Annotated in this window: 27 protein-coding genes; 22 read left to right on the forward strand and 5 right to left on the reverse strand. The window is 45.4% G+C overall.

Translation table 11 applies throughout. The features are described from left to right. Window positions 1–2: 2 nt before the first annotated feature. The 16 genes from BP97_RS0121055 to BP97_RS37070 all read left to right on the forward strand — a co-directional run bounded on the left by BP97_RS0121055 (window position 3) and on the right by BP97_RS37070 (window position 15303). On the forward strand, window positions 3–563 hold the full coding sequence (locus BP97_RS0121055) for an acyltransferase (RefSeq protein ID WP_036746282.1): 561 nt from the start codon (window positions 3–5) through the stop codon (window positions 561–563). Window positions 564–590: 27 nt separating this feature from the next. Further along, complete coding sequence (locus tag BP97_RS0121060) at window positions 591–1136, forward strand: acyltransferase (protein WP_081824297.1); 546 nt, start codon at window positions 591–593, stop codon at window positions 1134–1136. A gap of 27 nt (window positions 1137–1163) precedes the next feature. Then, entirely contained in the window at window positions 1164–2726 is a 1563-nt protein-coding gene (locus BP97_RS0121065) for a lipopolysaccharide biosynthesis protein (protein ID WP_028550878.1), read from the forward strand. A 534-nt stretch (window positions 2727–3260) separates the two neighbouring features. Then, entirely contained in the window at window positions 3261–5090 is a 1830-nt protein-coding gene (locus BP97_RS0121070) for a polysaccharide biosynthesis protein (protein WP_028550879.1), read from the forward strand. 18 nt (window positions 5091–5108) lie between these two features. After that, window positions 5109–5984 carry a UTP--glucose-1-phosphate uridylyltransferase GalU gene (gene galU / locus BP97_RS0121075; protein ID WP_028550880.1) on the forward strand — a complete coding sequence of 292 codons (876 nt, stop codon included), beginning with the start codon at window positions 5109–5111 and terminating at the stop codon, window positions 5982–5984. 9 nt (window positions 5985–5993) lie between these two features. Continuing rightward, the gene (locus BP97_RS0121080; RefSeq protein WP_028550881.1) at window positions 5994–7148 is read left to right on the forward strand and encodes a glycosyltransferase family 4 protein; all 1155 of its coding nucleotides are present in this window, start codon (window positions 5994–5996) and stop codon (window positions 7146–7148) included. Further along, window positions 7133–8248 (forward strand): glycosyltransferase family 1 protein, encoded by a 1116-nt coding sequence (locus tag BP97_RS0121085; protein WP_028550882.1) that lies wholly within the window; start codon window positions 7133–7135, stop codon window positions 8246–8248. The genes BP97_RS0121080 and BP97_RS0121085 overlap by 16 nt, the downstream gene beginning before the upstream one ends. Before the next feature lie 5 nt (window positions 8249–8253). Continuing rightward, window positions 8254–9138, forward strand: a complete 885-nt coding sequence (locus BP97_RS0121090) for a glycosyltransferase family 2 protein (protein WP_028550883.1) — start codon at window positions 8254–8256, stop codon at window positions 9136–9138. A 23-nt stretch (window positions 9139–9161) separates the two neighbouring features. After that, window positions 9162–10229 (forward strand): EpsG family protein, encoded by a 1068-nt coding sequence (locus BP97_RS0121095; RefSeq protein ID WP_028550884.1) that lies wholly within the window; start codon window positions 9162–9164, stop codon window positions 10227–10229. Between the two features lie 13 nt (window positions 10230–10242). Then, a complete protein-coding gene (galE, locus tag BP97_RS37060; RefSeq protein ID WP_081824298.1) occupies window positions 10243–11361 on the forward strand; it encodes a UDP-glucose 4-epimerase GalE in 1119 nt (372 codons plus the stop codon). Continuing rightward, a complete protein-coding gene (locus tag BP97_RS40280) occupies window positions 11362–11508 on the forward strand; it encodes a YwzD family small protein (RefSeq protein WP_156043272.1) in 147 nt (48 codons plus the stop codon). Window positions 11509–11514: 6 nt separating this feature from the next. Further along, window positions 11515–12111 (forward strand): sugar transferase, encoded by a 597-nt coding sequence (locus tag BP97_RS0121110; protein ID WP_028550885.1) that lies wholly within the window; start codon window positions 11515–11517, stop codon window positions 12109–12111. 17 nt (window positions 12112–12128) lie between these two features. After that, the gene (locus BP97_RS0121115; protein WP_028550886.1) at window positions 12129–12767 is read left to right on the forward strand and encodes an acetyltransferase; all 639 of its coding nucleotides are present in this window, start codon (window positions 12129–12131) and stop codon (window positions 12765–12767) included. Window positions 12768–12787: 20 nt separating this feature from the next. Continuing rightward, the gene (locus tag BP97_RS37065; protein WP_051620843.1) at window positions 12788–13978 is read left to right on the forward strand and encodes a DegT/DnrJ/EryC1/StrS family aminotransferase; all 1191 of its coding nucleotides are present in this window, start codon (window positions 12788–12790) and stop codon (window positions 13976–13978) included. A gap of 580 nt (window positions 13979–14558) precedes the next feature. Beyond that, window positions 14559–14900, forward strand: coding sequence for a helix-turn-helix domain-containing protein (locus BP97_RS0121130; RefSeq protein ID WP_028550887.1), 342 nt, complete (start codon window positions 14559–14561; stop codon window positions 14898–14900). After that, the gene (locus BP97_RS37070; protein ID WP_051620845.1) at window positions 14884–15303 is read left to right on the forward strand and encodes a VanZ family protein; all 420 of its coding nucleotides are present in this window, start codon (window positions 14884–14886) and stop codon (window positions 15301–15303) included. Before BP97_RS0121130 ends, BP97_RS37070 begins: the two co-directional genes overlap by 17 nt. A 78-nt stretch (window positions 15304–15381) precedes the next feature. Here BP97_RS37070 and BP97_RS0121140 read toward each other — a convergent pair whose 3' ends face one another. From BP97_RS0121140 to BP97_RS0121150, 3 genes are all read right to left on the reverse strand, one after another. Then, a complete protein-coding gene (locus BP97_RS0121140) occupies window positions 15382–15582 on the reverse strand; it encodes an anti-repressor SinI family protein (protein ID WP_231506355.1) in 201 nt (66 codons plus the stop codon). 405 nt (window positions 15583–15987) lie between these two features. Beyond that, entirely contained in the window at window positions 15988–16830 is an 843-nt protein-coding gene (locus BP97_RS0121145; protein WP_028550889.1) for a 1,4-dihydroxy-6-naphtoate synthase, read from the reverse strand. Beyond that, window positions 16827–17537, reverse strand: a complete 711-nt coding sequence (locus tag BP97_RS0121150) for a futalosine hydrolase (RefSeq protein WP_028550890.1) — start codon at window positions 17535–17537, stop codon at window positions 16827–16829. The genes BP97_RS0121145 and BP97_RS0121150 overlap by 4 nt, the downstream gene beginning before the upstream one ends. 202 nt (window positions 17538–17739) lie before the next feature. On the opposite strand from BP97_RS0121150, the gene BP97_RS0121155 reads away from it, so the two are divergent. Together BP97_RS0121155 and BP97_RS41610 are read left to right on the forward strand one after the other, a co-directional pair. Then, complete coding sequence (locus tag BP97_RS0121155; protein WP_028550891.1) at window positions 17740–18474, forward strand: NAD-dependent protein deacylase; 735 nt, start codon at window positions 17740–17742, stop codon at window positions 18472–18474. 22 nt (window positions 18475–18496) lie between these two features. Beyond that, entirely contained in the window at window positions 18497–19384 is an 888-nt protein-coding gene (locus tag BP97_RS41610; protein WP_028550892.1) for an HD domain-containing protein, read from the forward strand. Between the two features lie 139 nt (window positions 19385–19523). Here the strand turns inward: BP97_RS41610 and BP97_RS0121165 are convergent, their stop codons facing one another. After that, on the reverse strand, window positions 19524–20348 hold the full coding sequence (locus tag BP97_RS0121165) for a WYL domain-containing protein (protein ID WP_028550893.1): 825 nt from the start codon (window positions 20346–20348) through the stop codon (window positions 19524–19526). Next, window positions 20335–21648 carry a helix-turn-helix transcriptional regulator gene (locus tag BP97_RS0121170; RefSeq protein WP_028550894.1) on the reverse strand — a complete coding sequence of 438 codons (1314 nt, stop codon included), beginning with the start codon at window positions 21646–21648 and terminating at the stop codon, window positions 20335–20337. The genes BP97_RS0121165 and BP97_RS0121170 overlap by 14 nt, the downstream gene beginning before the upstream one ends. 216 nt (window positions 21649–21864) lie before the next feature. Here BP97_RS0121170 and BP97_RS0121175 point away from each other — a divergent pair, with 216 nt between their 5' ends. The 4 genes from BP97_RS0121175 to BP97_RS0121190 all read left to right on the forward strand — a co-directional run bounded on the left by BP97_RS0121175 (window position 21865) and on the right by BP97_RS0121190 (window position 25531). Further along, window positions 21865–22662, forward strand: a complete 798-nt coding sequence (locus tag BP97_RS0121175; protein WP_442952382.1) for a nucleotidyltransferase domain-containing protein — start codon at window positions 21865–21867, stop codon at window positions 22660–22662. A 159-nt stretch (window positions 22663–22821) separates the two neighbouring features. Beyond that, the gene (locus tag BP97_RS0121180; RefSeq protein ID WP_036746285.1) at window positions 22822–23397 is read left to right on the forward strand and encodes an RNA 2'-phosphotransferase; all 576 of its coding nucleotides are present in this window, start codon (window positions 22822–22824) and stop codon (window positions 23395–23397) included. Then, complete coding sequence (locus BP97_RS0121185; protein WP_028550897.1) at window positions 23394–24185, forward strand: TatD family hydrolase; 792 nt, start codon at window positions 23394–23396, stop codon at window positions 24183–24185. The genes BP97_RS0121180 and BP97_RS0121185 overlap by 4 nt, the downstream gene beginning before the upstream one ends. 113 nt (window positions 24186–24298) lie before the next feature. Beyond that, window positions 24299–25531 (forward strand): aminopeptidase, encoded by a 1233-nt coding sequence (locus BP97_RS0121190; protein ID WP_028550898.1) that lies wholly within the window; start codon window positions 24299–24301, stop codon window positions 25529–25531. Window positions 25532–25581: the final 50 nt, after the last annotated feature.

Genomic DNA, 25581 nt, shown 5'->3' on the forward strand with positions numbered 1-25581 from the left:
TGATGATAAAAAAATGTATTCATTTTATTAGAGCTAGGGCCAGAAAATATATTCTGGAGGAGCTATGGCTTGAAGATTACATTAAAGTGGGGTTGAAGCTAGGCGACAATTGCTCCATTCAACCGGGGGGCGTTTTTGATTACTCCCATTGCTGGCTAATCAATATTGGCAACAATGTAACGATAGCGCCTCAAGCTTACTTACTTGCACACGATGCCAGCACTAAACAATTAAATCAGTATACCAAGGTGGGCAGCATTACAATAGAGGATGATGTTTTTATAGGTGCCAGAGCTTTGATTATGCCTGGAGTCACGGTTGGCAAACGTTCGATCATTGCAGCTGGAAGCATCGTCACCAAATCGGTGCCCGAGGGAAGTATAGTTGCAGGCAATCCAGCTAAGGTCCTGTTTACGGTCGAGGAGTACATCGAAAAGACGAACAAATTAATGGAAAGCAAAAAGATATATGACCGTCGCTACACGCTAGGCGGGAACATATCGCCTGCAGATAAAGTAAAGATGTACGAGGAGCTAATACAAAATATTGGATTTGTAGTCTAATAATCGTAGAGTAAGCAGGTGGCATTAATGATAACAAGAATAATAGCATCGTTGAAAGCGAGAATAAAAAATAAGCTAAACCCCAAAACTGAGCTCCAAATTTTAAAAGAACGAGGCTTGACCTACGGGAAAAATTTTAATTTTTTTAATAGTCATATAGACTACGGACATTGTTGGCTGGTCGAAATTGGGGACGACGTAACCATAACCAACAGTACTATATTAGCACACGATGCCAGTACAAAATTACACTTTGGAAAAGCGAAAATTGGGAAAGTCAAGATAGGGGATAGAGTATTTATCGGGTACAACAGTGTGGTTTTGTGTAATGTCACCATAGGAAATGATGTTATCGTTGCGGCCGGTTCTATTGTAACTAAATCGATACCGGAAAATAGTATTGTTGCTGGGAATCCAGCGAGGATTATTGGTACAACAACCGATTATTTAGAAAAGCATAGACAGCAAATGATGGTTAAACCGGTTTACGATACGTACTGGCCGCATAAAACTCAGGAACAAATCGCGACTATAAAAAAAGATTTAGACAATGACTTCGGCTATGATGAATAAATTAGAGCATGGAACGCGGAGATGCATATGAGAATAAACAACTCTATTATCAATATATCTGTCGGCATAGGAAATCAGCTTATCATTACCTTTTTGAGCTTCTTTTCGAGAACGGTTTTTATAAATACGCTCGGTGTCGAATATTTGGGCTTAAATGGGTTGTTTACGAACTTATTGGCGATGCTTTCCCTCGCCGAGGCGGGCATAGGCTCCAGTATCATTTACAGTCTCTACAAACCAGTAGCGGATAATGATTATGAAAAAATTAATGTGCTCATGAAATTATACAAAAAGGCATATACAATAATAGCCCTCGTCGTATTATTGCTTGGATTATTGCTGATGCCTTTTCTTCCGTATTTCATAAAAGATTCCAGTCTCCAAAATATTCATGTAATCTACTTATTATTTTTGGTGAATACCGTCATACCTTACTTTTTTTCTTACAAAACGAACTTATTAAACGTATACCAAAAAAGCTATATCACAACAGCTATCTTTACAGGATTGTCCATCGCATCGACCTGCCTTAAGATCGCTATATTGTATTGGACTCAGAACTTCATTTATTACCTGATTGTAGACAGCACCATCGTCATAAGCAACTCCATAATTTTATTCATCATAGTAAACCGAATGTATCCTTTTTTGAAGGAAAAAGTCACTGCCAAATTAGATGCTATTACGAAGAGCAGCATTATCAAAAATGTGAAAGCCATCGTATTACAAAATGTGGGGACCTATTTCATTTTCGGAACAAGCAATATTATGATATCGACATTCGTTAGCATCGCAGCAGTAGGCTTGTATTCCAACTATAATATGCTGATAGAAATTTGCCGTACGTTTATTAATCAAATTTTCAACAATATATACCATAGTGTCGGTAACCTGGTGGCTAAAGAGAGCAAAGAAAAAATTTATAGCGTGTATAAAGTGACGATGTTTCTGAATTTCTGGCTGTATTCCTTCTGCGCTATTTTCATGTACGTCATCATCGAGCCATTTATCACCATGTGGATAGGCAAGCAATTTGTAATGGAAAAGATGGTTTTGATTGTGTTAATGATAACCTTCTATGAAAGAGGCATGAGAAATTCGATCAGTACGGTAAAAACAACAGCCGGTATTTTCCATGAAGATCGTTATGCACCATTAATCCAAGCCGTTGTGAATTTAGGTTCTTCGATATGGCTTGTTCAAGTGATGGGGATATCGGGCGTATTCATCGGCGCTCTCATTAGTGCTCTGCTGGTACCGTTCTGGACGACACCTTATTTTGTGTATAAAAAAGTATTTCAAAAGCCGCTTATGCACTATTACGGAACTTATGCTTATTATGCAGCTATTGGACTTGGAACTTGTTTGCTCACAAGCCTGCTTTGTCGTTGGCTGACTGCGGATACCATTCTGGTGCTTGCATTGAAGATCATTATTTGTTTGGTTGTTCCGAATGTTGTTTATATTGTTCTGTTTTACAAAACAGAGGAGTTTAAATATGTATTTGGAATCGTTGAGCAGCTGGTGAAAAAAGTGCTGAGGAAAGCAAAGCGCATTTCCAGAACGAATGTGCCAACCGGCAACTCGTAAATTTAGTGATGGTGTTGAAATGTGGGAAAAAACACAATAAACTGTATTGACAAATTCTTTATAAAGAACTAGAATGGAAGTACTAAGTACTACTTTAGCGAAACCTATCGCTCATTTTTTTTGTTCTCAACGTTCTTTATAAAGAATATTTTGAGTGAAAACTTCTTATAAAAGAACAATGATCCATGATATCACTTCGTTTTACTCCTCTAGACCTACTACACGAGAACTATAAACTTTCCGACAAAACGAATCATGAAATGCGTACTACGAGCTCACATAACATAGAATTTTATTTTTTTTTTGCATTTACGTTCTTTATAAAGAACATCGAACTTGTTCCGGTGATGTCTCCTTGCCGTTATCGAAGGAGGTACTCGACCATGCTGTGGGTTGCGATAAACCTTAGACGCCAGTCGTCAAGGGTGTGGTGAGAGGAAGGGTTAAATGCCCTACATGACACTAAAGGGTTTAATTATAGGGTCTTTCATGAAGGCCTTATACTTAAGTACTTTATTGAGAGGGTGAACATTTTTGTCATACCATCAAAGGTTATCGCTATTAATTATGGTAGACTCTGCTATCGTATTGACATCGATCTTTTTCAGCAGATTTTTATTGGAAGCCGATCTTCATGTCATTACACTTCCGCTAGTCGTCAGTTCTATCACATTATTGCTCAGTCACCATGTGTTCTCAATGATTTACAAGCTGTATAAAAAAGCCTGGGAGTATGCGAGCATCGGGGAACTGGTATGCATTTTCAAAGCTATTACGCTTTCCATTATTTCTGCAGCGTTCATTCAGGAAATTATCGTTCAGGATATTTACGTCCGGCTGCTTGCAGTGACGTGGATGGTGCACATCTTGCTGATCGGAGGCTCACGCTTCTGCTGGCGGCTTGTAAGGGACATTTATATTAAAAAAGACGTGAATAAAAAACGTACGTTAATCGTAGGAGCCGGTTCCGCAGGTATGATGGTCGTCAGACAATTGATTAAGAATCATGACGCAGAGCTTTTGCCCGTTGCTTTTATTGACGACAACATTAACATTCAGCATTTGGATATTCTGGGCATTCCGGTTGTTGGCGGCATCGACCAAATTGAAAGAGCGGTGGCTGACCTGCATATCGATAACATCGTTATTGCTATTCCGTCACTTGGCAAAAAGGATTTGAATATCATCTTCAGAGAATGCGCAAAGACCCCAGCCAAAACGCAAATACTGCCTATGCTGGAGGATATCGTAACCGGCAAGCTGGCCGTGAACCAGTTCCGTGACGTTCAAGTAGAAGATTTACTGGGAAGGGAACCGATTGAACTCGATATTGACAGCATCTCGGAGTATATTACGCAAAAAAGAGTGCTGGTTACAGGAGCAGGGGGATCGATTGGATCGGAAATTTGCCGTCAAATTACGCGATTTAATCCGAGTCAATTGATACTGCTTGGTCATGGGGAGAACAGCATTTACTGCATCGAGATGGAGCTTCGGGATAGATGCGGACAGACGGATATTAAATTTATAACAGAAATTGCGGATATTCAGGATCCTGTCAAAATGATGTCCATTATGAACAAGTACCGTCCTCATGTGGTCTATCATGCCGCTGCTCATAAGCATGTGCCGTTGATGGAACGAAATCCGGAGGAAGCGGTCAAAAACAATGTCATTGGAACGATGAATGTAGCCCGAGCAGCGAGCAAGTTCGGGGTTGGCACCTTCGTTATGATCTCGACCGATAAAGCGGTCAATCCCACAAGCGTCATGGGTGCTACGAAACGGCTTGCGGAAATGATCATCCAGCATATGGATAAGAGCAGCGAGACCAAGTTTGTCGCTGTACGTTTCGGCAATGTGTTGGGAAGCCGTGGCAGTGTCATTCCTCGATTCAAACAGCAAATTGAAAAAGGTGGACCCGTTTCGGTCACACACCCGGACATGATTCGTTATTTTATGACGATACCGGAGGCTTCCCGTTTGGTTATACAAGCAGGAGCATTGGCCAGGGGCGGTGAAATATTCGTTCTCGATATGGGAGATCCGGTCAAGATCGTCGATTTGGCGAAAAATTTGATCAAGCTCTCGGGTAATTCCATAGACGATATCGAAATCGTATTTACAGGTGTAAGACCAGGTGAGAAGCTGTTCGAAGAGCTGCTCCAGGCTAATGAAATTGAGGAGCAGCAAGTGTATCCAAAAATTTATATCGGTAAAACGGCAGATCTGTACATAGAAGAAATCCGGAAAATGATTAACAATTATTCGACTTTGGATGGTGTCATTTTGCGGGAGCAGTTATTGAATTTGGCTAACGGCAATGTGATTCCAGCATCCAAGAAGTTGATTTCGATTGGTTAATAAGGAGTGGATGTAGAGATGAAAGTAAGAAAAGCGATTATTCCGGCTGCTGGACTCGGTACCCGATTTCTTCCAGCAACGAAGGCTATGCCGAAGGAAATGCTGCCCATAGTAGATAAACCGACTATTCAATACATTGTGGAAGAAGCGATAGAGTCCGGTATTGAAGATATCATTATCGTTACAGGTAAAGGAAAGCGGGCCATTGAGGATCATTTCGACAGCTCCTTCGAGCTGGAACAAAACTTACTGGAAAAGCAAAAGTTCGACTTGTTGAATGAGGTTCAAAAGTCTGCGAATGTGGACATTCACTATATTCGTCAAAAGGAACCTAAAGGCTTGGGACATGCGATTTGGTGCGCACGCAAATTTATTGGCGATGAACCATTTGCCGTTCTGCTCGGGGACGATATTGTTAGGGCCGAGAAGCCTTGCTTGAAGCAAATGATGGAGCTCTACGAGCATTACCGCGCTTCCATTATTGGGGTTAAGCACGTGTCCGATGATGAGGTTTCCCGATATGGCATAGTAGACGGTAATCCTATGGATGAACGCTTTTATAAAGTAAAGCATTTGGTGGAGAAGCCGAAGAAAGAATTCGCTCCTTCGAATCTGGCGATCATGGGACGATACATTTTAAGTCCGCGTATCTTTGATATTTTAAATAACCAGGAACCGGGCGCCGGCTCGGAGATCCAGCTTACGGACGGCATTGCGGAGTTGAATCGCATTGAAGCGGTATACGCTTACGAATTTCACGGAACTCGGCACGATGTTGGGGAGAAAATGGGCTTTATTCAGACGACCATTGAATTTGCGCTTCAAAGAGATGATTTACGGTATGATCTGCTCAACTATCTGTCCCGAGTTTTGGAGAAAGAATTGATAAAATAGGTGATCCCCGTGACAAAGAAAGTGTTATTTTGCGCAACGATGGACTATCACTTTAAAGCTTTTCACCTGCCCTATATGAGCTGGTTCAAGGATCAAGGGTGGGAGGTCCATGTGGCCGCCAACGGACAGATAGAGCTGCCCCATGTGGATGCGAAGTTCGACATTCCTTTTGAACGTTCGCCTTTTAAATGGCAAAACAGGAATGTCTTTAATCGATTGAAATCGATTATTAATGCCAATGACTACGATATTATCCATTGTCACACCCCAATGGGCGGCGTGCTTGCCCGTCTCGCAGCACGCAAAGCACGTAAGCAAGGCACGAAAGTGTTGTACACTGCTCATGGCTTCCACTTTTGCAAAGGAGGGCCGCTTATCAATTGGCTGTTGTATTATCCGATTGAGAAGTGGCTCTCCCATTATACGGATTGTTTAATCACGATTAATGAAGAAGACTACCGTCTGGCTGTGAATCACCGGTTCAAGGCCAAGCGAATCGACCATGTTCATGGGGTAGGAGTCAATACGGAACGCTTTAAGCCATGGACGGAAGATGAGAAGCGTGAAGCGCGTAATATGCTTGGGTATGCCGCAGATGATGTTTTAATGTTTTATGCAGCAGAATTTAACAAGAACAAGAACCAGCAATACCTTATTCAAGCATTGGCTCTTATCCAACACGAAGCTCCTCATGCGAAGCTTCTGCTGGCGGGTGAAGGCCCTTTAAAAGAAGGATGTCGTGATTTGGCAGCTCGCTTGGGAATTGCTGATAAGGTGGATTTTCTAGGTTATCGGACGGATATCGATAAGCTGCTGCCGATGTGTGATATTGCCGTTGCATCCAGTGCACGTGAAGGATTGCCTGTCAACATCATGGAAGCGATGGCCTGCGGCCTTCCCGTTATCGCGAGTGATAACAGGGGTCACAGAGAGCTTGTGCGCAACGATCTGAACGGTTGGATTGTAGCCGCTAATGAAGTCAACATTATGGCGGAGCGAATCATAACCCTTGTCCGCAGCAAACCAATGCAGCGTAAGCTGGGAATGGCGGGTCGTCAAATGATTGAGGCGGACTATTCGATCCGTAAAGTGTTGGATGAGAAAAGAAAGATTTATTCTTTATTTATGGAAGAAAAGGCGGAGGTACTGTGGGCGATCCAGTAAGGATTTTACACGTCGTTGTTAATATGAATCGCGGTGGAGCCGAAACGCTGTTAATGAATATGTATCGAAATATTGATCGAACCCAAATCCAGTTCGATTTTTTGACATGCAAGGAAGGGATTTTTGATTCGGAAATAACGGCTATGGGCGGCAGGGTTCACCGGATTCCTTATTTGACTGAGGTGGGCCATTCCAAATACATACAAGCGTTGAATCAATTTTTCGTTTCGCATCCCGAATATCGAATCGTCCATTCCCACATGGACAAAATGAGCGGCTTCGTTCTTCGTTCGGCGAAGAAGGCTGGTGTGCCTACGCGTATTGCTCATAGTCATAATACAAGCAGTGAGGGTGGCTTTGCAGCCAGAATGTATAAATGGGCCGCAGGCAGCTTTATACGACCAAGCTCCACCCACTTTATAGCTTGCTCGCTTAAAGCCGCCGAATGGCTATTTCCTGGAAGGAAGGATCAAGCGGCGATATTAAAAAACGGAATTGAGTACGAGAAATTTTTATTTAACCAGGAGGTTCGGGTACAAGTACGAAGGGAATTGGAGATTCCCGAAGCCAGCTGCGTAGTCGGACATGTTGGACGATTCAACCATCAGAAGAATCATGCATTTCTTATCGATATTTTTGCTCAATTACATGCTGATACTCCGAACACGAACACCGTTCTGGTGCTGGCCGGGGACGGACCGCTGCGGCCTGAAATGGAGAAGAAAGTAAGGGAATGCAAGTTGGAGGGAAAAGTGAAATTTCTCGGAGTACGCAGTGATATTGCAAGGCTGCTTCAAGCTTTTGATACATTCGTATTTCCATCATTGCATGAGGGCTTGCCGGTTACTCTGATAGAGGCGCAAGGAGCGGGTTTACCTTGTATTATTTCCGATGTTATCACTCAGGAAGTGGACATGGGGATGGAGCTAGTAGATTATATATCGCTTGACCAGCCGACGACTTGGGTACAGGCGATAAAGCGCCGAATAGCGAAACCAACATCTCGCCATATACCAGCTAACTCATTAACCGAGCGTGGTTATGATATTAGAACGACAGCTAGATGGGTGGAAGACTATTATTTAACCATGACGAGGTGATGAATTTGAAGACACTAACCGTGTTTACACCTACTTATAATCGGGCATATTGTCTTCCAGTTTGTTACGAAAGCCTAAAACGCCAAACATCCAAGCAGTTTATTTGGCTTATTATAGACGACGGCTCCAGTGACACGACTAAAGAATTGGTCAAGGGCTGGATGGACGATAAAGAAATCGAAATCCGTTATCATTGGCAGGAAAATCAGGGGATGCATGGAGCCCATAATACGGCTTATGAGCTGATTGATACGGAGCTTAATGTGTGTATTGATTCGGATGATTATATGCCGGACGATGCTGTAGAGCAAATCCTTTCATTTTGGGACCGATATGGAAGCGACAAAGTCAGCGGAATCATAGGCCTGGATTCTTATACTGACGGGCGGATTGTAGGCTCTTGCCTGCCGGAGCAGCTTAAATACTCGTCTTTGTTCGAGTTGTATAACAAGCATGGAGTGACTGGCGATAAGAAGCTGGTGTACCGAACCGAGTTAACCCGAGAATATCCTTATCCGCTATTTAAGAATGAGAAATACGTGGGTCTAGCTTATAAATATTACATGCTGGATCAGAAGTATGAAATGCTGCTGATGAACGAAGTGCTTTGCTGTGTCGAATATTTACCGGATGGATCATCCAGAAATATGTTAAGTCAATATCGTAAAAATCCTAACGGATTCGCTTTTTACCGTAAGGAGCTCATGAAGCTGCCGTTCGCCGGCAGGTTATTTAAGTTCAAACAATCGATACATTATGTATCAAGCAGCCTTTTATCCAAAAACAGGCGATTCATTAATGAGACACCTTGCAAGCTGCTAACGTTCGCTGCGATTCCGTTCGGGTTTATGCTTTATTGTTACGTACTTAGAAAAACAAGAACCTCTTAACGGGTTTGAAGGGATTACAAGCTATGGCCATTCTTTGGATTAATCTGTTCTCTGTCTATGCTGTCTCCTTGTTCTCAAGATTTTTGGCAAAGCCTTCAGCTCTGGGTCCTGTCTATATTAAGCCTAATAAGTTCATGGCGTTTGTTGTTATTGTTATTTTCGTTATGATATCGGGTCTTCGCAATAATATCGGCGATACTTTCTTTTATATGCATTCATTTGTTGTGGACCCTTATACCTGGGAGTATGTGTTATCCAAAAAAGATATGGGCTTCGGCATTCTCCTGATGATTTTGAAAATGTACACGGCTAATCCTCAAGCGCTTGTATTTATAACGGCATTAGTGACCAATTTGCTTATCGTTATGGTGTTGTATAAATATTCCCGCTTGTTCGAGATAAGTGTTTATCTCTATATTACGTCGGGACTGTATATCGTAGCTATGAATGGGATTCGGCAATTTTTGGCTGGCGCCATCATTTTTGCGGCTACCAAATACATTTTTAATGGGGATTGGAAGAAGTATATTGCCGTCGTTTTATTCGCATCAACGATTCATCAAAGTGCGCTTATCCTTATTCCCATTTATTTCATTGTGAGAAGAAGGGCATGGACGAGTGCGACTTTTACCCTGCTGGCGTTAGCCATTCTGCTGGTGCTTGGCTACAATCAATTTTCCGATGCTATCTTCTCAGCCATTGAGGATACGCAATACAGCAATTACAAAGATTTCAATGAAGGAGGCGCTAACTTTATCCGGGTAGTGATACAAGGTGTCCCCGTTCTGTTTGCTTATCTGGGCAGGCATAAGCTTAGGGAGATTTTTCCGCAAAGTGATTATGTGGTCAATATGTCGTTGTTAGGCTTCATTTTCATGGCTATCGCTACACAAAACTGGATATTCGCCCGATTCATCGTTTATTTCGGTTTATACAATTTAATTCTAATGTCTTGGATTGTGAAAATATTCGCCAAAGACAGTCAACGGCTTATTTACTATGCGATTATCGTCTGTTACTTCATTTATTTTTATTACGAAAACGTCGTGGTCTTAAACCTCATCTATAAAAGCGACTATTTAAGTCTATAGGAGGGCGAAACAGTTGGCTGTACTTATTACGGGTGGTTCCGGCTATATCGGAAGTCATACATGTGTGGAGCTATTAAATGCGGGGTATGAAATTATTGTAGTAGATAATCTGGCAAACAGTCATGTCGAATCGCTAAGGCGGGTAAGGGAGATAACGGGCAAGGATTTTAAGTTCTATCAAATTGATTTAATGGACCAGGAGAAGCTCGATAAGGTCGTATTTGCACAAAATGAGATCGATGCCGTCATTCACTTTGCCGGTCTCAAGGCGGTAGGGGAATCGGTACTGCTGCCGCTCCGTTATTATGACAATAACATTACGGGGACATTGGCGCTTTGTAAAGTGATGGAGAAGTACGGGGTGAAAAAGTTAGTGTTCAGCTCCTCCGCAACTGTATATGGTTTACAGGAACGCGTACCTATCTCTGAGGAGCTGCCGCTTAGCGCAACGAATCCGTACGGACGAACGAAGCTGATGATTGAGGAAATCCTGCGGGACTTATATAAGTCAGATTCCAAATGGAGCATTGCGCTATTACGTTACTTTAACCCTGTTGGAGCGCATAAAAGCGGTCGGATCGGGGAAGACCCGAACGGCATTCCTAACAATCTCATGCCTTATATTACTCAAGTAGCGGTCGGAAGGCTCAAGGAGCTTCAAGTATACGGTAATGATTATCCGACACCGGACGGTACAGGAGTAAGAGATTACATTCATGCGGTGGATCTTGCACAAGGGCATTTGAAGGCGCTGGATAAGGTGAGTGCTTCCACCGGAGTAGAAGCCTACAATCTTGGAACCGGTCGAGGGTATAGCGTGTTGGATATGGTAGCCGCCTTTGAGAGTGTAACCGGTAAGAGCATTCCGTATAAAATCACGGAGCGCAGACCAGGCGATATCGGAGTTTGTTATGCAGATCCGAGTAAAGCAAAGCGAGAGCTGGGCTGGGCTGCTAAGCTGGGTTTAGAAGAAATGTGCCGAGATGCCTGGCGTTGGCAGCTGCACAATCCGAATGGCTACAAGGAAAAAGAGTCCATGCTGGCGGGGATTGGCGTGAATGGCGACCCTCAGATGTTTCAACAAAGCGGAAGGGATTTCTCATTAGATCATCTTGTAAATGAGGTTTTGTAAATGAAGCTATCGGAACTGACTCAGCAGCAGATGAAGGAAATTATGTTAAGGGCCTATCATAGGGGCAATGAGGCTGAGAACCTAGGAGTTAGAGATTTAATCGAGGAAATCAAAGAGCAAATTTTATCCGCCGTAAGGGGGAAGTAACAAACCATGAAACGACTGTTTGACTTGCTGGTTTCAATCTCGCTGCTGCTGCTGTTATCCATAGTTATTGCGATTGTGGCTATTCTGGTGAAAAGAAAACTAGGCTCGCCTATCGTATTCGCACAGCAGCGTCCAGGATTACACGGCAACCCATTTTATTTGTATAAGTTCCGTACGATGACGGATGCAACCGATAGTGAAGGGAATTTACTTTCAGATGCCGTGCGATTAACCCCTTTCGGCCAATTTTTGAGAAAGTACAGCTTGGATGAGATGCTGCAGCTGGTCAACGTGGTCAAAGGGGATTTGAGTTTAGTCGGTCCTCGTCCGTTATTGATGGACTACTTGCCTTTGTATTCGGAAGAGCAGGCTAGGAGGCATAATGTCAGGCCGGGAATTACCGGATGGGCCCAAGTGAACGGTAGGAACGCTATCTCCTGGGAAGAAAAATTCAAGCTGGATGTATGGTATTTGGAGCATCAGAGCTTTTTCCTCGATCTCAAAATATTGGGAATGACCCTTAAAAAAGTGCTGAAACCGGAAGGGATCAGCCATGCAAGCCATGTAACTATGGAACGATTCACAGGGTCTAAATTTTCATGAAACGAGAGGGTTGAACGATGGAGCTTGCCGTTATTGGCGAGGGTGGACATAGTAAAGTCATCATGGACCTCATTCGATTTCAAAATGATAAGGTAAAAGCTGTTTTGGATGATAAATATACGGAGCTTGTATGCCACGATGACGGCATTTACAGAGGACCTGTTGCTTCCGTTCCACATTTGCTGCGGCAAATCGAGCATCTGAAGTTTATTGTAGCCATTGGGAACAACAAAGTAAGAAAATCGATTGTCACAAAGCTCGGATTCACGAAGGAAAGCTACGTTTCGCTAATCCATCCTTCTGCGGTGGTAAGTCCTAGTGCTCAGATCGGGCAGGGTGCTGTTATTATGGCTCATTGCACAATCAATGCGGATGCCATTATCGGTAATCACACCATCATCAATACGGGAGCCATAGTCGAACACGACAGCCGGATTGAGGATTATGCCCATGTGGCGCCTCATGCGACGCTTACCGGAGCGGTATGCGTAAGGGAAGGAACGATGATCGGTGCAGCTGCAGCCGTTATTCCAGGAAAAACAATTGGCGAATGGGCTGTCATTGGTGCAGGTTCGACGGTAATAAGCGATATTCCATCATTCAGTACTGCTGTTGGGAGCCCGGCCAAGGTGCTTCATTGCCCTAATACAATTTAGAAAGGACGTGATCATTCATTATGAGTACGGATAAGACCAGAATTTATTTGTCCGCTCCACATATGAGCGAGAACGAATTGAAGTACATTCAGGACGCCTTTGATACAAATTGGATCGCTCCGTTAGGACCGCATGTCGATGCCTTCGAGAAGGAGCTGGCTGCGCATGTGGGAGTCCGGGATGCTGCTGCGGTTATTTCAGGGACGGCTGCCATCCATCTGGCTTTGCGCTTGATTGGAATTAAAGAAGGAGATGTCGTATTTTGCTCCAGTCTTACGTTTGTTGCGAGCGCGAACCCGATTGTGTATATGGGAGCTAACCCGGTCTTTATTGATTCGGAGCCGGAAACCTGGAATATGTCTCCACAGGCATTGGAACGGGCATTGGCTGACGCTTATGTCGAGGGCAGCTTGCCCAAAGCTGTCATCGTCGTTAATTTATATGGACAAAGTGCAAAAATGGATGAAATCGTTATGCTTTGCAATCGCTATAACATCCCGGTGATCGAAGATGCAGCGGAATCTCTCGGTTCTACCTATAAAGGAAGAGCGAGCGGAACATTCGGCAAATACGGTGTGTATTCTTTTAACGGCAACAAAATTATTACAACCTCCGGTGGGGGAATGCTCGTTTCCAATGATATTGAGGGATTGCAAAACGCCAGATTTTTTGCGACGCAAGCAAGAGATCAGGCCTCCCATTATCAGCATAGCCAGATGGGCTATAACTATCGGATGAGCAATGTGCTGGCAGGCATCGGGAGAGCCCAACTGGAAGTTTTGAAAGAAAGGGTTGAGGCAAGAAGAGCGATCTTTGAACGATATTATTTGGAGCTCTCTCATCTACCCGGTTTTCATTTTATGTCCGAGATGAAGCATACTCGCTCAAACCGCTGGCTGACCGTACTTACAATAGATTCGAATGAGGCTGGAATTACTGTCGAGGAGCTGCTGGCCGCTTTGACGGAAGAAAATATTGAAGCACGGCCTGTCTGGAAGCCGCTTCATTTGCAGCCTTTGTTTGAAGGGTGCAAATATTATAAACATGCAGACAACGAGAGTGTTTCCGATCAATTATTTACGACAGGCATATGCCTTCCGTCCGGTTCCAAGATGACTCTGGAAGAGCAGCACAGAGTTATCGAATGCATCAAGAGCGCCGTAAGCAAAAAGACGAAGGGTATCGGTGTGCAGCAAGCAGCAATGCACTGATCAGCTCAGCTGGACGATTTTAGTTTTAGTTCATGATGCCTTGCCATCCGGTAAAAATGCGCTTTCATTTGCATATCAAGACAATCCTTGTAGAGAGTGCAATGGTAAGCATGCATCACTTGATGGTAAACATATTGTGCCCTTTTCCATGTTCCCGTTAGAAGCGAATACATAACGCATGACCCCCTTTTGTAAAATTTATGTGTGTTGATGCCGATGTATTCAGTTTATAACGGGAATGGCTTAAGGTATTAGGGAACTTTACCATTAAAGTAAGCGGAGGAGGTGAGAATAAGCGGACGATGATGCCTTATGGCATGTACTGAAAAGGGAATAGTAAGCGCTTTAATATTAGTCCGACAAAGAGTGAATTGGGAAAAAGTACGGTACCAATCCAATAATCAAGGGAAAAGACTCCTGTAATCGCTCTTGTATGAACTTTACTCGTTTTAAAGGGACTATTTGGAGTAAGGAGCGGGAGGTCATGACACGGGGGGAAAATGTCTGATGATTAGTATTGAGGGTGTGATGTGGAAAAACCAGGAATGCTTACCTGAAGTGCTGCGGAGTGATGAACAACATGATCGGTAATAATATTTCCTCCATTCGGAAACAAAGAGGGTTTACTCTTTCCGAGCTTTCAGAGCGGACCGGGATTTCCAAATCGTATTTAAGCAATATTGAGCGTAACTTAAAGCAAAATCCATCGATTCATGTTATGGAGAAAATCGCATCGGTATTAAAGGTGGATCTCAAGACGCTGCTTAAAATTGCGACAGATGCAGAAATAAAGCAGCACCCCGATAAAGAATGGCTTGATTTCATTAGTGATTTGAAAAATTCGGGTATTGAGAAAGAGCGTATACATGAATATAAAATAGTGATTGAGTTTATGAAATGGCACAATGATAAAGTTAAGTAAAAGCATAAAAGGTTGGATGGGGTGGCTAGGGCTAGCCGTCGTATTGACCGCAATCTTTTTGTTCACTGCATTTCAAATGTTTACCGGAGAGCATACCAAGGTGATTATCCAGCGCATAACCGGATTGACGGAGCAGGACGCTTATGCATTGAATGCGATAGTCCGGAAGACGGCTCATGTCATCGCCTTTGGTTTGCTAGGTATCCTGTTATACCGGATTGTTGGAAGACAATCTATCGTTTATGCCTGGCTAGGTGCTACGCTTATGGCTGTTTTGGATGAATGGCATCAGTTCTTTGTCCCGGGAAGGTCGCCTTTATTTCAGGATGTTATTCTTGATTCAATGGCGGCATGGGCGGTTTTGTGGGCGATCGTTTTATTCAAAAGAAATAGGGAACGCTAAAACGATGAAAAGCCCCGGAGGGGCTTTTCAATTTATATACACTTTATATCTGTTCACTGTCTGTTCTGCTGTGATAACTTACTTCGCTTCAAGATATCCGTGAGTTTCATTCTGATTGAAGCCGTTTGTAGATAGGTTCATAGGTTGTGCGAGGTAACTTGGGTTTCTTAGAAAGGCCCGAATTTCATTGGCGCTAAGTCCCTGCATGCGAGCCGTCCTGATCAGATCGGTCCACTCACTATCCAGTTCTTCCATGTTTATCAGGTTTGTGATACTCACATTCACAGGTAACCCCTCCATCGCTCGTTTGATACAAAATGTATCCTTGGATGTATTATTGCACGTTTCTTTGCTGAAATCAATCCCTTGATGATAAAAAATATACAGATCGTATCAGAGGAGGGGGATGCCTTGTGGCGTTTAGCTTGTTGAGAAGCTTGTGGAACTTCAGAAGTGTGTGCGGTACTCCGGTGGGATAACCCCTTCCAGCCGCTGTTGTTATCGGGAAATTTTTAATTTTTTCACTTTGAAGTGGGGATTTCCCGATAACAAAGGCGTACGCGTACGCTCCTACAGGGGTTATCCCACCTACGCCCTTAGTCATCTTCAGAATAACTGAATTTCTCGACAACCAACGCCCGGAGGCATTTTTGGAAAGAATGATTATGGAAAGCTCCGTGTTTTTTATAAACGCAGGGAGCTAAGATCAATTTCAGGAACCAGTCCTTCATGAGCGGCACGGCTCAACAAAGCATCAACGGCTCCGTACCCATCTTCACCCAAGTTAGCGGTGAATTCGTTCACATACAAGTTGATATGTGCCTGCGCTACAGCAGGATCCATCTCTTGAGCATGGCTAAGAATGTATTCCTTGGATACTTCCGGATGTGCCCATGCATACTCGACGGATGCTCGTGTCCAGTTCGTAATAGATGTCAAATCCAACGAGCGACGAGCGATGATGGCTCCAAGCGGAATAGGAAGCTGAGTATCCGTTTCCCACCAGCTGCCCAGATCCGTCAGCAGGCTTAAACCGTAGGATGGATAGGTGAAGCGTGCTTCATGAATGACGAGGCCTGCATCTATATGGCCATCGCGTACTGCCGGCATAATTTCGTGGAATGGCATCACGATGATTTCTCCAACGCCACCCGGTACATTTTGCGCGGCCCACAGCCGGAACAGGAGATAAGCGGTTGAACGCTCGCTTGGTACGGCCACTCTTTTGCCGGATAGTACGGAAGGAGTTTGAGTAGTGGTTAGATTGTTTCTGGTCAGTACCAACGGGCCGCAGCCTCTTCCAAGGGCACCGCCGCAAGGCAGCAAAGCATACTCGGACATAACCCAAGGCAGGGCAGCGTAAGAAACCTTGAGAACCTCTGGTCCGGTACCACTGGCTGCTAGACCGTTGGTGATGTCGATATCAGCATACGTAACATCAAGCTTCGGCGCGTCTGGAATAAGTCCGTGAACCCAGGCGTGAAATACAAATGTATCATTGGGACAAGGTGAAAATGCGATTTTCATATTAATACCTCCATTAAGACTGTGCTTGCTGCTTCTAATGATTTGAGTGCATCTCCGATCCTCCAGGAAGCTTTATCACGAGGGCCAACGGAATTGGAGATAGAACGGATCTCTAGCACCGGTATTCCAAATTTGCGGGCCGCCGCAGCTATCCCGAAGCCCTCCATACCTTCTGCGGCAGCGCCTGGAATGCGTGCTGCCAGCTCTGAGGCGGCTTCTGCGGTACCCGTAACGGTGGATAACGTAAGTACAGGAGCTGAGTGAGCCTGCAATCCGGCTTCGCGCAAAGCTTCCGTAACGCGCAAGGCGAGTTCGGAGGTGACTGCGATGCGAGCCGTTCCAAACCCTAGCTCATCCAAGGTAAGAAAGCCATCCGGTGTCTCAGCACCGAGGTCTGCCGCAATAATCTCGTTAGCAACGACCAGGGAGCCAATGTCGGCTTGTCCTTTAAAGCCGCCTGCAATACCGGCGCACACGACTAGATCGTAGGCGTGCTTTGCCTCGGCTAATACGACCGCTGTCGTAACAGCGGCTTCAACAGGTCCTACACCCGCGGATAGCACCTCGAATCCTGGGTGGCCTTGAAGTCCTCTAAGAACAGCATCTCTTTCCGCATCAACTGCCGTCATGACGAGAATCCGTCGTATGCCGGAGTGCTGATCCGATTGAGCTCGATCAGCTGTTTCCTTATTGCGATCTGTATTCATTTTGTAAATCTCCTTCATTGCTTTATCCAGTGAAGCTTCTATATTTCATTATAGTACTCTTTGAGCTCAATAACCAACTGTCTCTCTCTTATTAAAGAGCAGGAGCTCTTATGAATCCAAAGCATGTCTAATACGTATAGAAAGGAAATGTTTATTTGACGAACGTATACAGTGAAAGAATAGATGAAAGGAGCGGGATGTGATGGACCTTCAACAGTTGAAATGCAGCGTGGCGGAAAGCGGCAATATTGTGTTTTTCGGTGGTGCCGGTGTATCGACGGAGAGCAGCATTCCGGATTTTTGTTCGGCTTCCGGATTGTACCAGACGAAAAGCAGGTTTTCCGTCCCACCGGAAACAATTTTGAGCCGCAGTTTCTTTATGCAGCATACAGCGGACTTCTACGAGTTTTATATATCCCGGATGATATATAAGGATGCAGTACCAAATGCTGCCCACAAAGCTTTAGCCCGTTTGGAGCAGGTTGGGAAGCTTAAGGCGGTTGTCACCCAAAACATTGACGGTCTTCATCAAGCAGCCGGGAGTCAAAAGGTATTGGAGCTTCACGGGTCCGTTCACCGAAATTATTGTATGGATTGCGGCACTTTTTTTGATTTGCAACATATGGTTAGTTGTGGTGGTTCTGTGCCCAAGTGTAACCAATGCGGAGGAACCGTGAAGCCTGATGTCGTATTGTATGAGGAGCCGCTCGATTATGCGGTAATGGAACAGGCGGCAGAGTATATATCCAAGGCGGATGTGCTTATCGTGGGTGGAACGTCACTAACGGTCAATCCCGCAGCAGGGTTAATCCGGTATTATGGGGGTAATAATCTTATATTAATAAATCAGTCGGCAACAACCTACGATAGCCGTGCCGATTATTTAGTTCATGCTAGCATTGGAAAAGTATTAACAGAGCTCGTTGAGGGCATTTGAGCCATAGGAGGTGGGAGAATCGATGGAATTTATTATAGATAGAGCAATTGAGTTCGCAGCAAGAGCTCATCAGGGCCAAGTACGTAAAGGGACTGACATTCCGTACATATCCCATCCTTATGCGGTCGGAATGATTTTACGGGAGGCCCGCTGTAAACCTGAGGTTGTAGCGGCAGGCATTTTGCATGACACCTTGGAGGACACTGCGGCTACTTACGATGATCTAGTACGGTTATTCGGTCAACAGGTAGCGGATATTGTTAAAGGTTGTTCTGAACCGGATAAGTCGCTGTCCTGGGAGGAGCGCAAGGAGCACACCGTTCAATATTTAAAAACAGCACCCAAGGCGATTCGTATGGTCGCTTGTGCCGACAAGCTGCACAATGTACGCAGCACGTTGAGGGCCATAGAGATCGAAGGCGATTTGGTATGGAGGCGGTTTAAGAGAGGAAAAGAGCAGCAAACCTGGTATTACCGTCAGTTGATTGAGAGTCTCGGTTACGAGTCAGGCTTCCCCCTTCTTACGATGTTGGAGAAAGAGGTTGAGACTTTGTTTGGAAGCGAACGCGCCCATGGGATACATAGAAGTGATCTCGACGCTAAGAGTATCGATGCTTTATTTCTGAGTGTATACCAGCCGGCGGGGGAGGTATCCGAGCAAGCTGAACAGCTTTCTATCCAATGGCTATTGGATGAGGTATTAACGCTTCGAGACCGTATACGGAATGAGAAGGAGCCATTCCAGGCGATGGCTGAATATCTGGTCGAAAGAGGCATACAATTCGAGCAATCCGAAGGCTCTGAGCTGCTTATTGCGTTCTGTGCAGCGTTAAAACAACGGCTCGGATTGTACAATTACGAGGTGTACGAGCATCTCCAGCGAAATTTACGAAAAGGCAGCTTTCGTTGAAGGCTTCTTGCCTACTTATTTGAATCGTTAGAAAATAGACCGCCCTTAAGCGGTCCATCTTTGTTTATGCACGTAAACTGCAGAGCTGGTGAGCACTAACCAACAAAGCACCAGATTCCTCACTCCAATATCCAACTCATCACCGAACCTCAACATCCTGCTTCTCTAACTGGTGATACCGCTCGAGCGCCTTCGTCGCTGTTTCGAGCATACGCCGCTGCAGCTTGCCGCTTTCGATCACTCGAACCCTTTTGCCAAGGAATCGGATTTTGGATAAAATCGTTTCGCTTTCGTCCCCCAGAAACGTAAGAACAATACGGTACGTATCGGTTCCTGTATCGTAAGAGACTTCCTTGTCAAAGCAGGAAAAGGCGTATAAAATCCGCGACAGCTCCTTGTTATAGGCTTGCACGACTTCGATTAGCGCGGTCTCTTTCCGGGTCTCCAAAATGTCAGTTATCCGTTTGCTCAAACGATCCGCTTCATCAGCAGGGAACGGTTCTTCGGTTATGGATACGATATTCTGGAGCTTGGTGGACATGAAGGCCCGTTTTCCTAAATGATGCCACAGCAAGTACCATTCTCGTTTTACCATCGAATATTCCAGCTTAAAAGGAAATCCGCGCTGCTCGTTGAAGGAGCGTCCATCTTTGACCTGAAACGTTATTTTAAGGGCGTTCTGGTTCATGATGACCCGTCGCAGCAAGCGGAGCAGCGGATGGTATACCTGCTTCTCGACATTTCGGGCTTTTTCAATAAAAGCGTCTGTAAAATCAAGCCCCGGTTCGCGTTCCAGCATAAGTCGCAGCTTTTCCATAGTCGAGGGAGCGAAGGCTTCGGGAGCGGAAGGATGCTCCAGCATTTTTTTCAGCCATACTCTTTCATGGGCAGTAACCGTAAACGTGCCGGAGTCTTCCAAGCGGGACATGATCTGATAATTAAACATTTTCTCAAACAGATTCATAGTATGTCAGAATCTCCTTCCATTCCTCGATCATCTCTTTACGAAAGTGGGACGGCTCTAATACTTCACAGCTGGAACCGAAGCTGCGCAGCCAAGGCTTGATTTCCGTCGTCCCGTTCACCTCGATCTCGTATACGAACGAAATGTCGTCCTCCTCTGTAATGCGTCCCCATTGGCCTTGGAGAAGAACACGCTCCTTAACAAAATTGCTTTTCGAGTTCTCCGGGTGATAGAAGCGGGCTCTCACAGTTACACGGCGCCCCGTATCGATGAGCCAGCTGTATTGGATTTGTTCCTCCAGTGCCTTTTGCTTGGCTGCAAAAAGCTCCTCGGTCACGGCTTCGCCCTCCTCAATTTGCGTGATCCCTTCCATCCGGTATTTCTTCACACCGAACTGGGTGGTGGAGCCGAGCAAGTACCATCTTCCGTACTGATGATCGTAGACAACTTTAACGGGCAGCAGCAGCTGCTGCTTTCCTGAGGTCTCCCGCTCGAACAGCGGATTTGTATTTTTGGATGTATAGCTTTTGCGTGTCTTGGGCGAGAAGTACAGGAAGCTGACTAGACGGCGCTGACGTATCGCTTGAAGCAATGTATGGAAATGAGCTTCGTCAAGAATGCGCGAAGGATAATGATATTTATATAAAAAGGGCGTGACAAAAGAGGACTCTTTTTCCGATTGGGTCAATGCTTTTTTCAACATGTCCCGCAGTAAATAGCCCTGCACGGAAGGAACCTGGGTATTGGACATGACATCGGCAAAGTCATATAGATCGATGAGCTCGTCGTACGACAGCTCCTGCAGCAAATCGTCTTGTAACCTATAGCGATACGGGCGTCCACCTGCTTCTCTGCGTATGACCCCGACTTCCTCCAAATATTTGAGGTCGGAACGGAGCGTTTTCTCATCCGGCAGCGGCAAATCCGCTGGCATTTGCTCATTGCACCTGTCCAGCAATGCCATGGCTGTCATCGGCTCATGCTGCATCGCGGTAAGGAGCAGGGAAAGCCGATAGGTCTCGGAGTCTTTAAGCGATTTCGCTCTATAAAGAAACAGCAGCATTGGATCCGCAGATTCGTAATAATTGAAACGGAGCGTTTCGGCGAATTCTTTGCTCTGCTCTTGTGGAAGCTGCTGATACACGGTCTGGACGATCTCTTTAAGACGCCGTATCGTTTTATCATAGGTATGGACGGAAATGCCAAGGCGCTCGGCAAACTGCTGCCGGCTGTAGGCTCCGCTCGTCAGCACAAGCATGCGTAAAAATTGGATTTCTTTATCAAAGCTTTCTCTGGCCATGATCATCCTCCGTTGATATCAAGCTGTTCTTATCATTGTAACAGGGGAGTGTTAGGGTGAAAATGGAAAAAATTCATGATCGTCATACTTTCGCCATGTTCGCGGACAGCGGGATAAGCGATGATAGGACTTGTAAAGCGTAAGCCTTAAGAGGCATTCGAAGGGGCATACTGGAAACGAATAATAATATCTATATCGGACAGGAGGGGGAAAAGGTTGATCGATTCTCAGTTTAGACAACAAATTACGGAAGAGCTTCAGCTTATAGAACAAAAGGAGCAGGTACGTATTCTATTCGCCTGCGAATCCGGGAGCCGGGCATGGGGGTTCCCGTCCAAAGACAGTGACTACGATGTTCGTTTTCTTTATATCCGGCCTGTTGACTGGTATTTATCGATATTCGACAAAAGGGACGTCATCGAGCGGCCGATCAGCAGTATGCTTGACATAAACGGTTGGGATTTGAAAAAGGCGTTGAACCTGTTCCGTAAATCGAACCCGCCGCTGCTCGAATGGCTGCAATCGCCGTTCATTTATTACGAAAATTACTCGGTAGCCGAACAAATCCGCGGTCTGTCACCGCTCACTTTTTCACCGAAATCGTGCTTGTACCATTATCTTCATATGGCAAAGCGGAACTATCGGGACTACCTTCAGGGGGAGCAGGTAAAAATCAAAAAGTATTTCTATGTACTGCGGCCGATATTAGCCTGTCAATGGATAGAACGGGTCGGGACGATGCCGCCAATGGAGTTCGATAGTTTGGTACAAGAGCTTGTTCCGCAGGGGAGTGAGCTATCAGAGGCCATCCAGTCACTTCTCGTACGCAAGAAATCCGGTGAAGAGCTGGACCACGAACCGAGGATCGAACCGATCAACGTTTTCCTGGAACAGCAAATCGAGCATTTTGAGCAATCAGCTAGAGATACGAGTGATTCAGCGGAAAATCAGGATCAACAGCTCGATGAGCTGTTCCGATCTGCATTAAAGGAAGTATGGGGGAGGCCTTCATAGGAAGGCTTCTTTTCATTCACGCAGCTTTGTTCATAAAGGGTAGTTCCCTGGCATAGGAAGCAGGAAATGAGATTTATACTTAAATTTTACCATTTATTTTTGCTTCAAATCGGTATAATGAAAATAATTCATTTTGTAAAGCAATAGGAAGTGATTCATTTGCATAAGCACAAGTTAGAAATAAGTCTCAGTAAGTTGATGACCAAGCTGCTTCGACATACACCGGAGGACTTCGGGCTTACTCTCGATCCTGAGGACGGGTCTTGTACGTTACAGCAATTGCTTAAGGTTATTCAGACACAGTCCCAATGGGAGTGGGTAACCGCTAAGGATATAAGAGAGGTTGTAGCCAATTCGGATAAGCAGCGTTTCGAAATTAGTGGGGACCGGATAAAGGCCAGATACGGCCACAGCCATGATAAAGTTCAATATTCTCCAGGCACCCCACCCCAACTCTTATATCACGGTACGAATACTCAAGCACTACCTTCTATCCTGCAGGAGGGGCTACGTCCGATGAACCGCCAATATGTTCACTTGTCTGAAGGAACTCATTTTGCAAGCATGGCCGGAAGGCGCAGAGGGGCGCTCGTTATGCTGTCGGTGGATACAAGAAAAGCGGAGCAGGCCGGAGTCGTATTCTACTATGCAGGCAATGAAGTGTGGCTGGCAGATTCCGTTCCCGCCTCATGCTGTGCCGCTCATTTTAACCAAGATCCGGAGGAAAATGGATGAATATACCAACTGTCGATATTGGAGTCAACCTGCTGCATCGTTCCTTTAGCGAGGACCGGGAACAAGTCGTTGCCCGTGCTGCCCAGGCTGGAGTGTCACCGATCATTATAACGGGAACAAGCCTGCGCAGCAGTCTGGAAGCCGCGCGGTATGCCGGTCGATTCCCGGGCCAGCTGTATGCCACAGCCGGAGTTCATCCTCACGATGCCAAGAGCTGTAATGACACGACCATGAAGGATTTGAAAAAGCTTGCCGCGCTCCCGCATGTCGTGGCTATAGGGGAATGCGGCTTGGATTATAACCGGGATTTTTCCCCTAGAGATGTGCAGAAAAAATGGTTTGAGGAGCAGATTGCACTCTCTTGTGAGCTGAAGATGCCTTTGTTTCTGCATGAGAGAGAAGCTCATCACGATTTAGTCGCTCTTCTTAAGACATATCGCGATCGAATGGATAAGGCCGTAGTACACTGCTTTACGGGCAATCAGTATGAGCTGCGCACGTATTTGAATATGGGATTCTACGTCGGTATTACCGGCTGGATTTGCGATGAACGGCGGGGCAAGCATCTGAGGGAGCTGGTTAAGTTCGTTCCGCTTGACCGATTGATGCTGGAGACGGATGCTCCTTTCTTGACACCGAGAGATATGGATGTGAAGCCTGCTAATGGACGCAATGAACCAGCATTTTTACCGCATATTGTGAAGGCTGTGTCGAGCTGCCTGGGCAAGCGTCCGGAAGAAGTGGCGGAAGCCACTACGCTGACGGCAAAACAGTTTTTTGGGATATAATGGGGAGTCTGCTTTGATCCATCCGCAAGACATGTTAAGATAAAACTTGATGTTTGTTCTTAAAAGTCGGATAATTAACCAATGGATAAAAAAGATCAAAGGGGCACTGTCGCATGAACTCGTTGGATACAAACTTAGAAAAGTACGCTGATCTACTTGTCAAAATCGGGGTCAACATTCAACCGGGTCAAGTGTTGTTTATTGAGTCGCCTATCGAAGTTGCACCGTTAACCCGATACATTGTCAAAAAAGCATACGAAGCTGGAGCTAAATACGTTCAAGTCGCTTGGGATGACGAAGCGGTCACGCGCACACGCTTTGAATATGCTCCTGACGAATCGTTCGGCTTCTATCCGGAATGGACAGCAAGAATGATGGAGCAGCTGGCTGAAGGCGGCGGAGCGCTCTTGAATATCAAGGTGCCGAACCCGGACCTGTACAAAGGCATCGATTCGCATAAAGTATCGACAGCTACCAGAGCCGCTTCTGTTGCTCGGCAAAAGTTCCAAGGCTATGTTCGCAACAAAGCATTCAGCTGGTGCTTGGTTAAAGCTCCTACGAAGGCTTGGGCATCAAAGGTGTTTTCCGATCTTCCGGAAGACGAACAAGTTGCCGCTATGTGGGAAACTTTGTTCAAAATCAATAGGGTCGATCAGGAAGACCCTGTAGCTGCTTGGCGCGAGCACATTGAGACGCTTAAAAGCATGAGAGAGCGTTTGAACAATAAGAAATACAAACGTCTGCATTATAAAGCACCTGGTACGGATTTATCCGTAGAGCTGCCTGAGGGCCATTTGTGGTTTGGCGGCGAAAGTCTCAATGATCAAGGAATTGCTTTCGTAGCCAATATGCCTACCGAGGAAGTGTACACGCTGCCGAAGCGGGATGGTGTAAATGGTACAGTGAGCAGCACAAAGCCGTTGAATTTGAACGGAAGATTGGTTGACCGGTTCTCGTTCCGCTTTGAGAACGGCAAAGTGGTTGATTATACAGCAGAAGTCGGCTTGGAGTATCTCAAGGATTTGCTGGATACCGATGAAGGCGCCAAGCATCTTGGCGAAGTCGCGCTGGTTCCTTTTGACTCGCCGATCTCCAATTTGAACCGCATCTTCTACAACACAGGAGTGGATGAGAATGCCTCCTGCCATTTTGCCGTAGGAAGCGCCTATCCGTTCACATTGGAAAACGGTACGAAGATGTCCAAAGAAGAGCTGCTTCAGCGCGGAGCTAACGTAAGCTTGACTCATGTTGATTTCATGATCGGCTCAGCTGATCTGGAAATTGACGGCGAGCTGGCGGACGGAACGATTGAGCCTGTTTTCAGAAAAGGCAACTGGGCGTTCTAAGTCAATAGGTGCATTACGCAGAAACCCTTGTTCAGCAAGGGTTTTTGTGC

This window comes from Paenibacillus sp. UNC451MF (assembly GCF_000686845.1).
GTDB lineage: Bacteria > Bacillota > Bacilli > Paenibacillales > NBRC-103111 > Paenibacillus_S.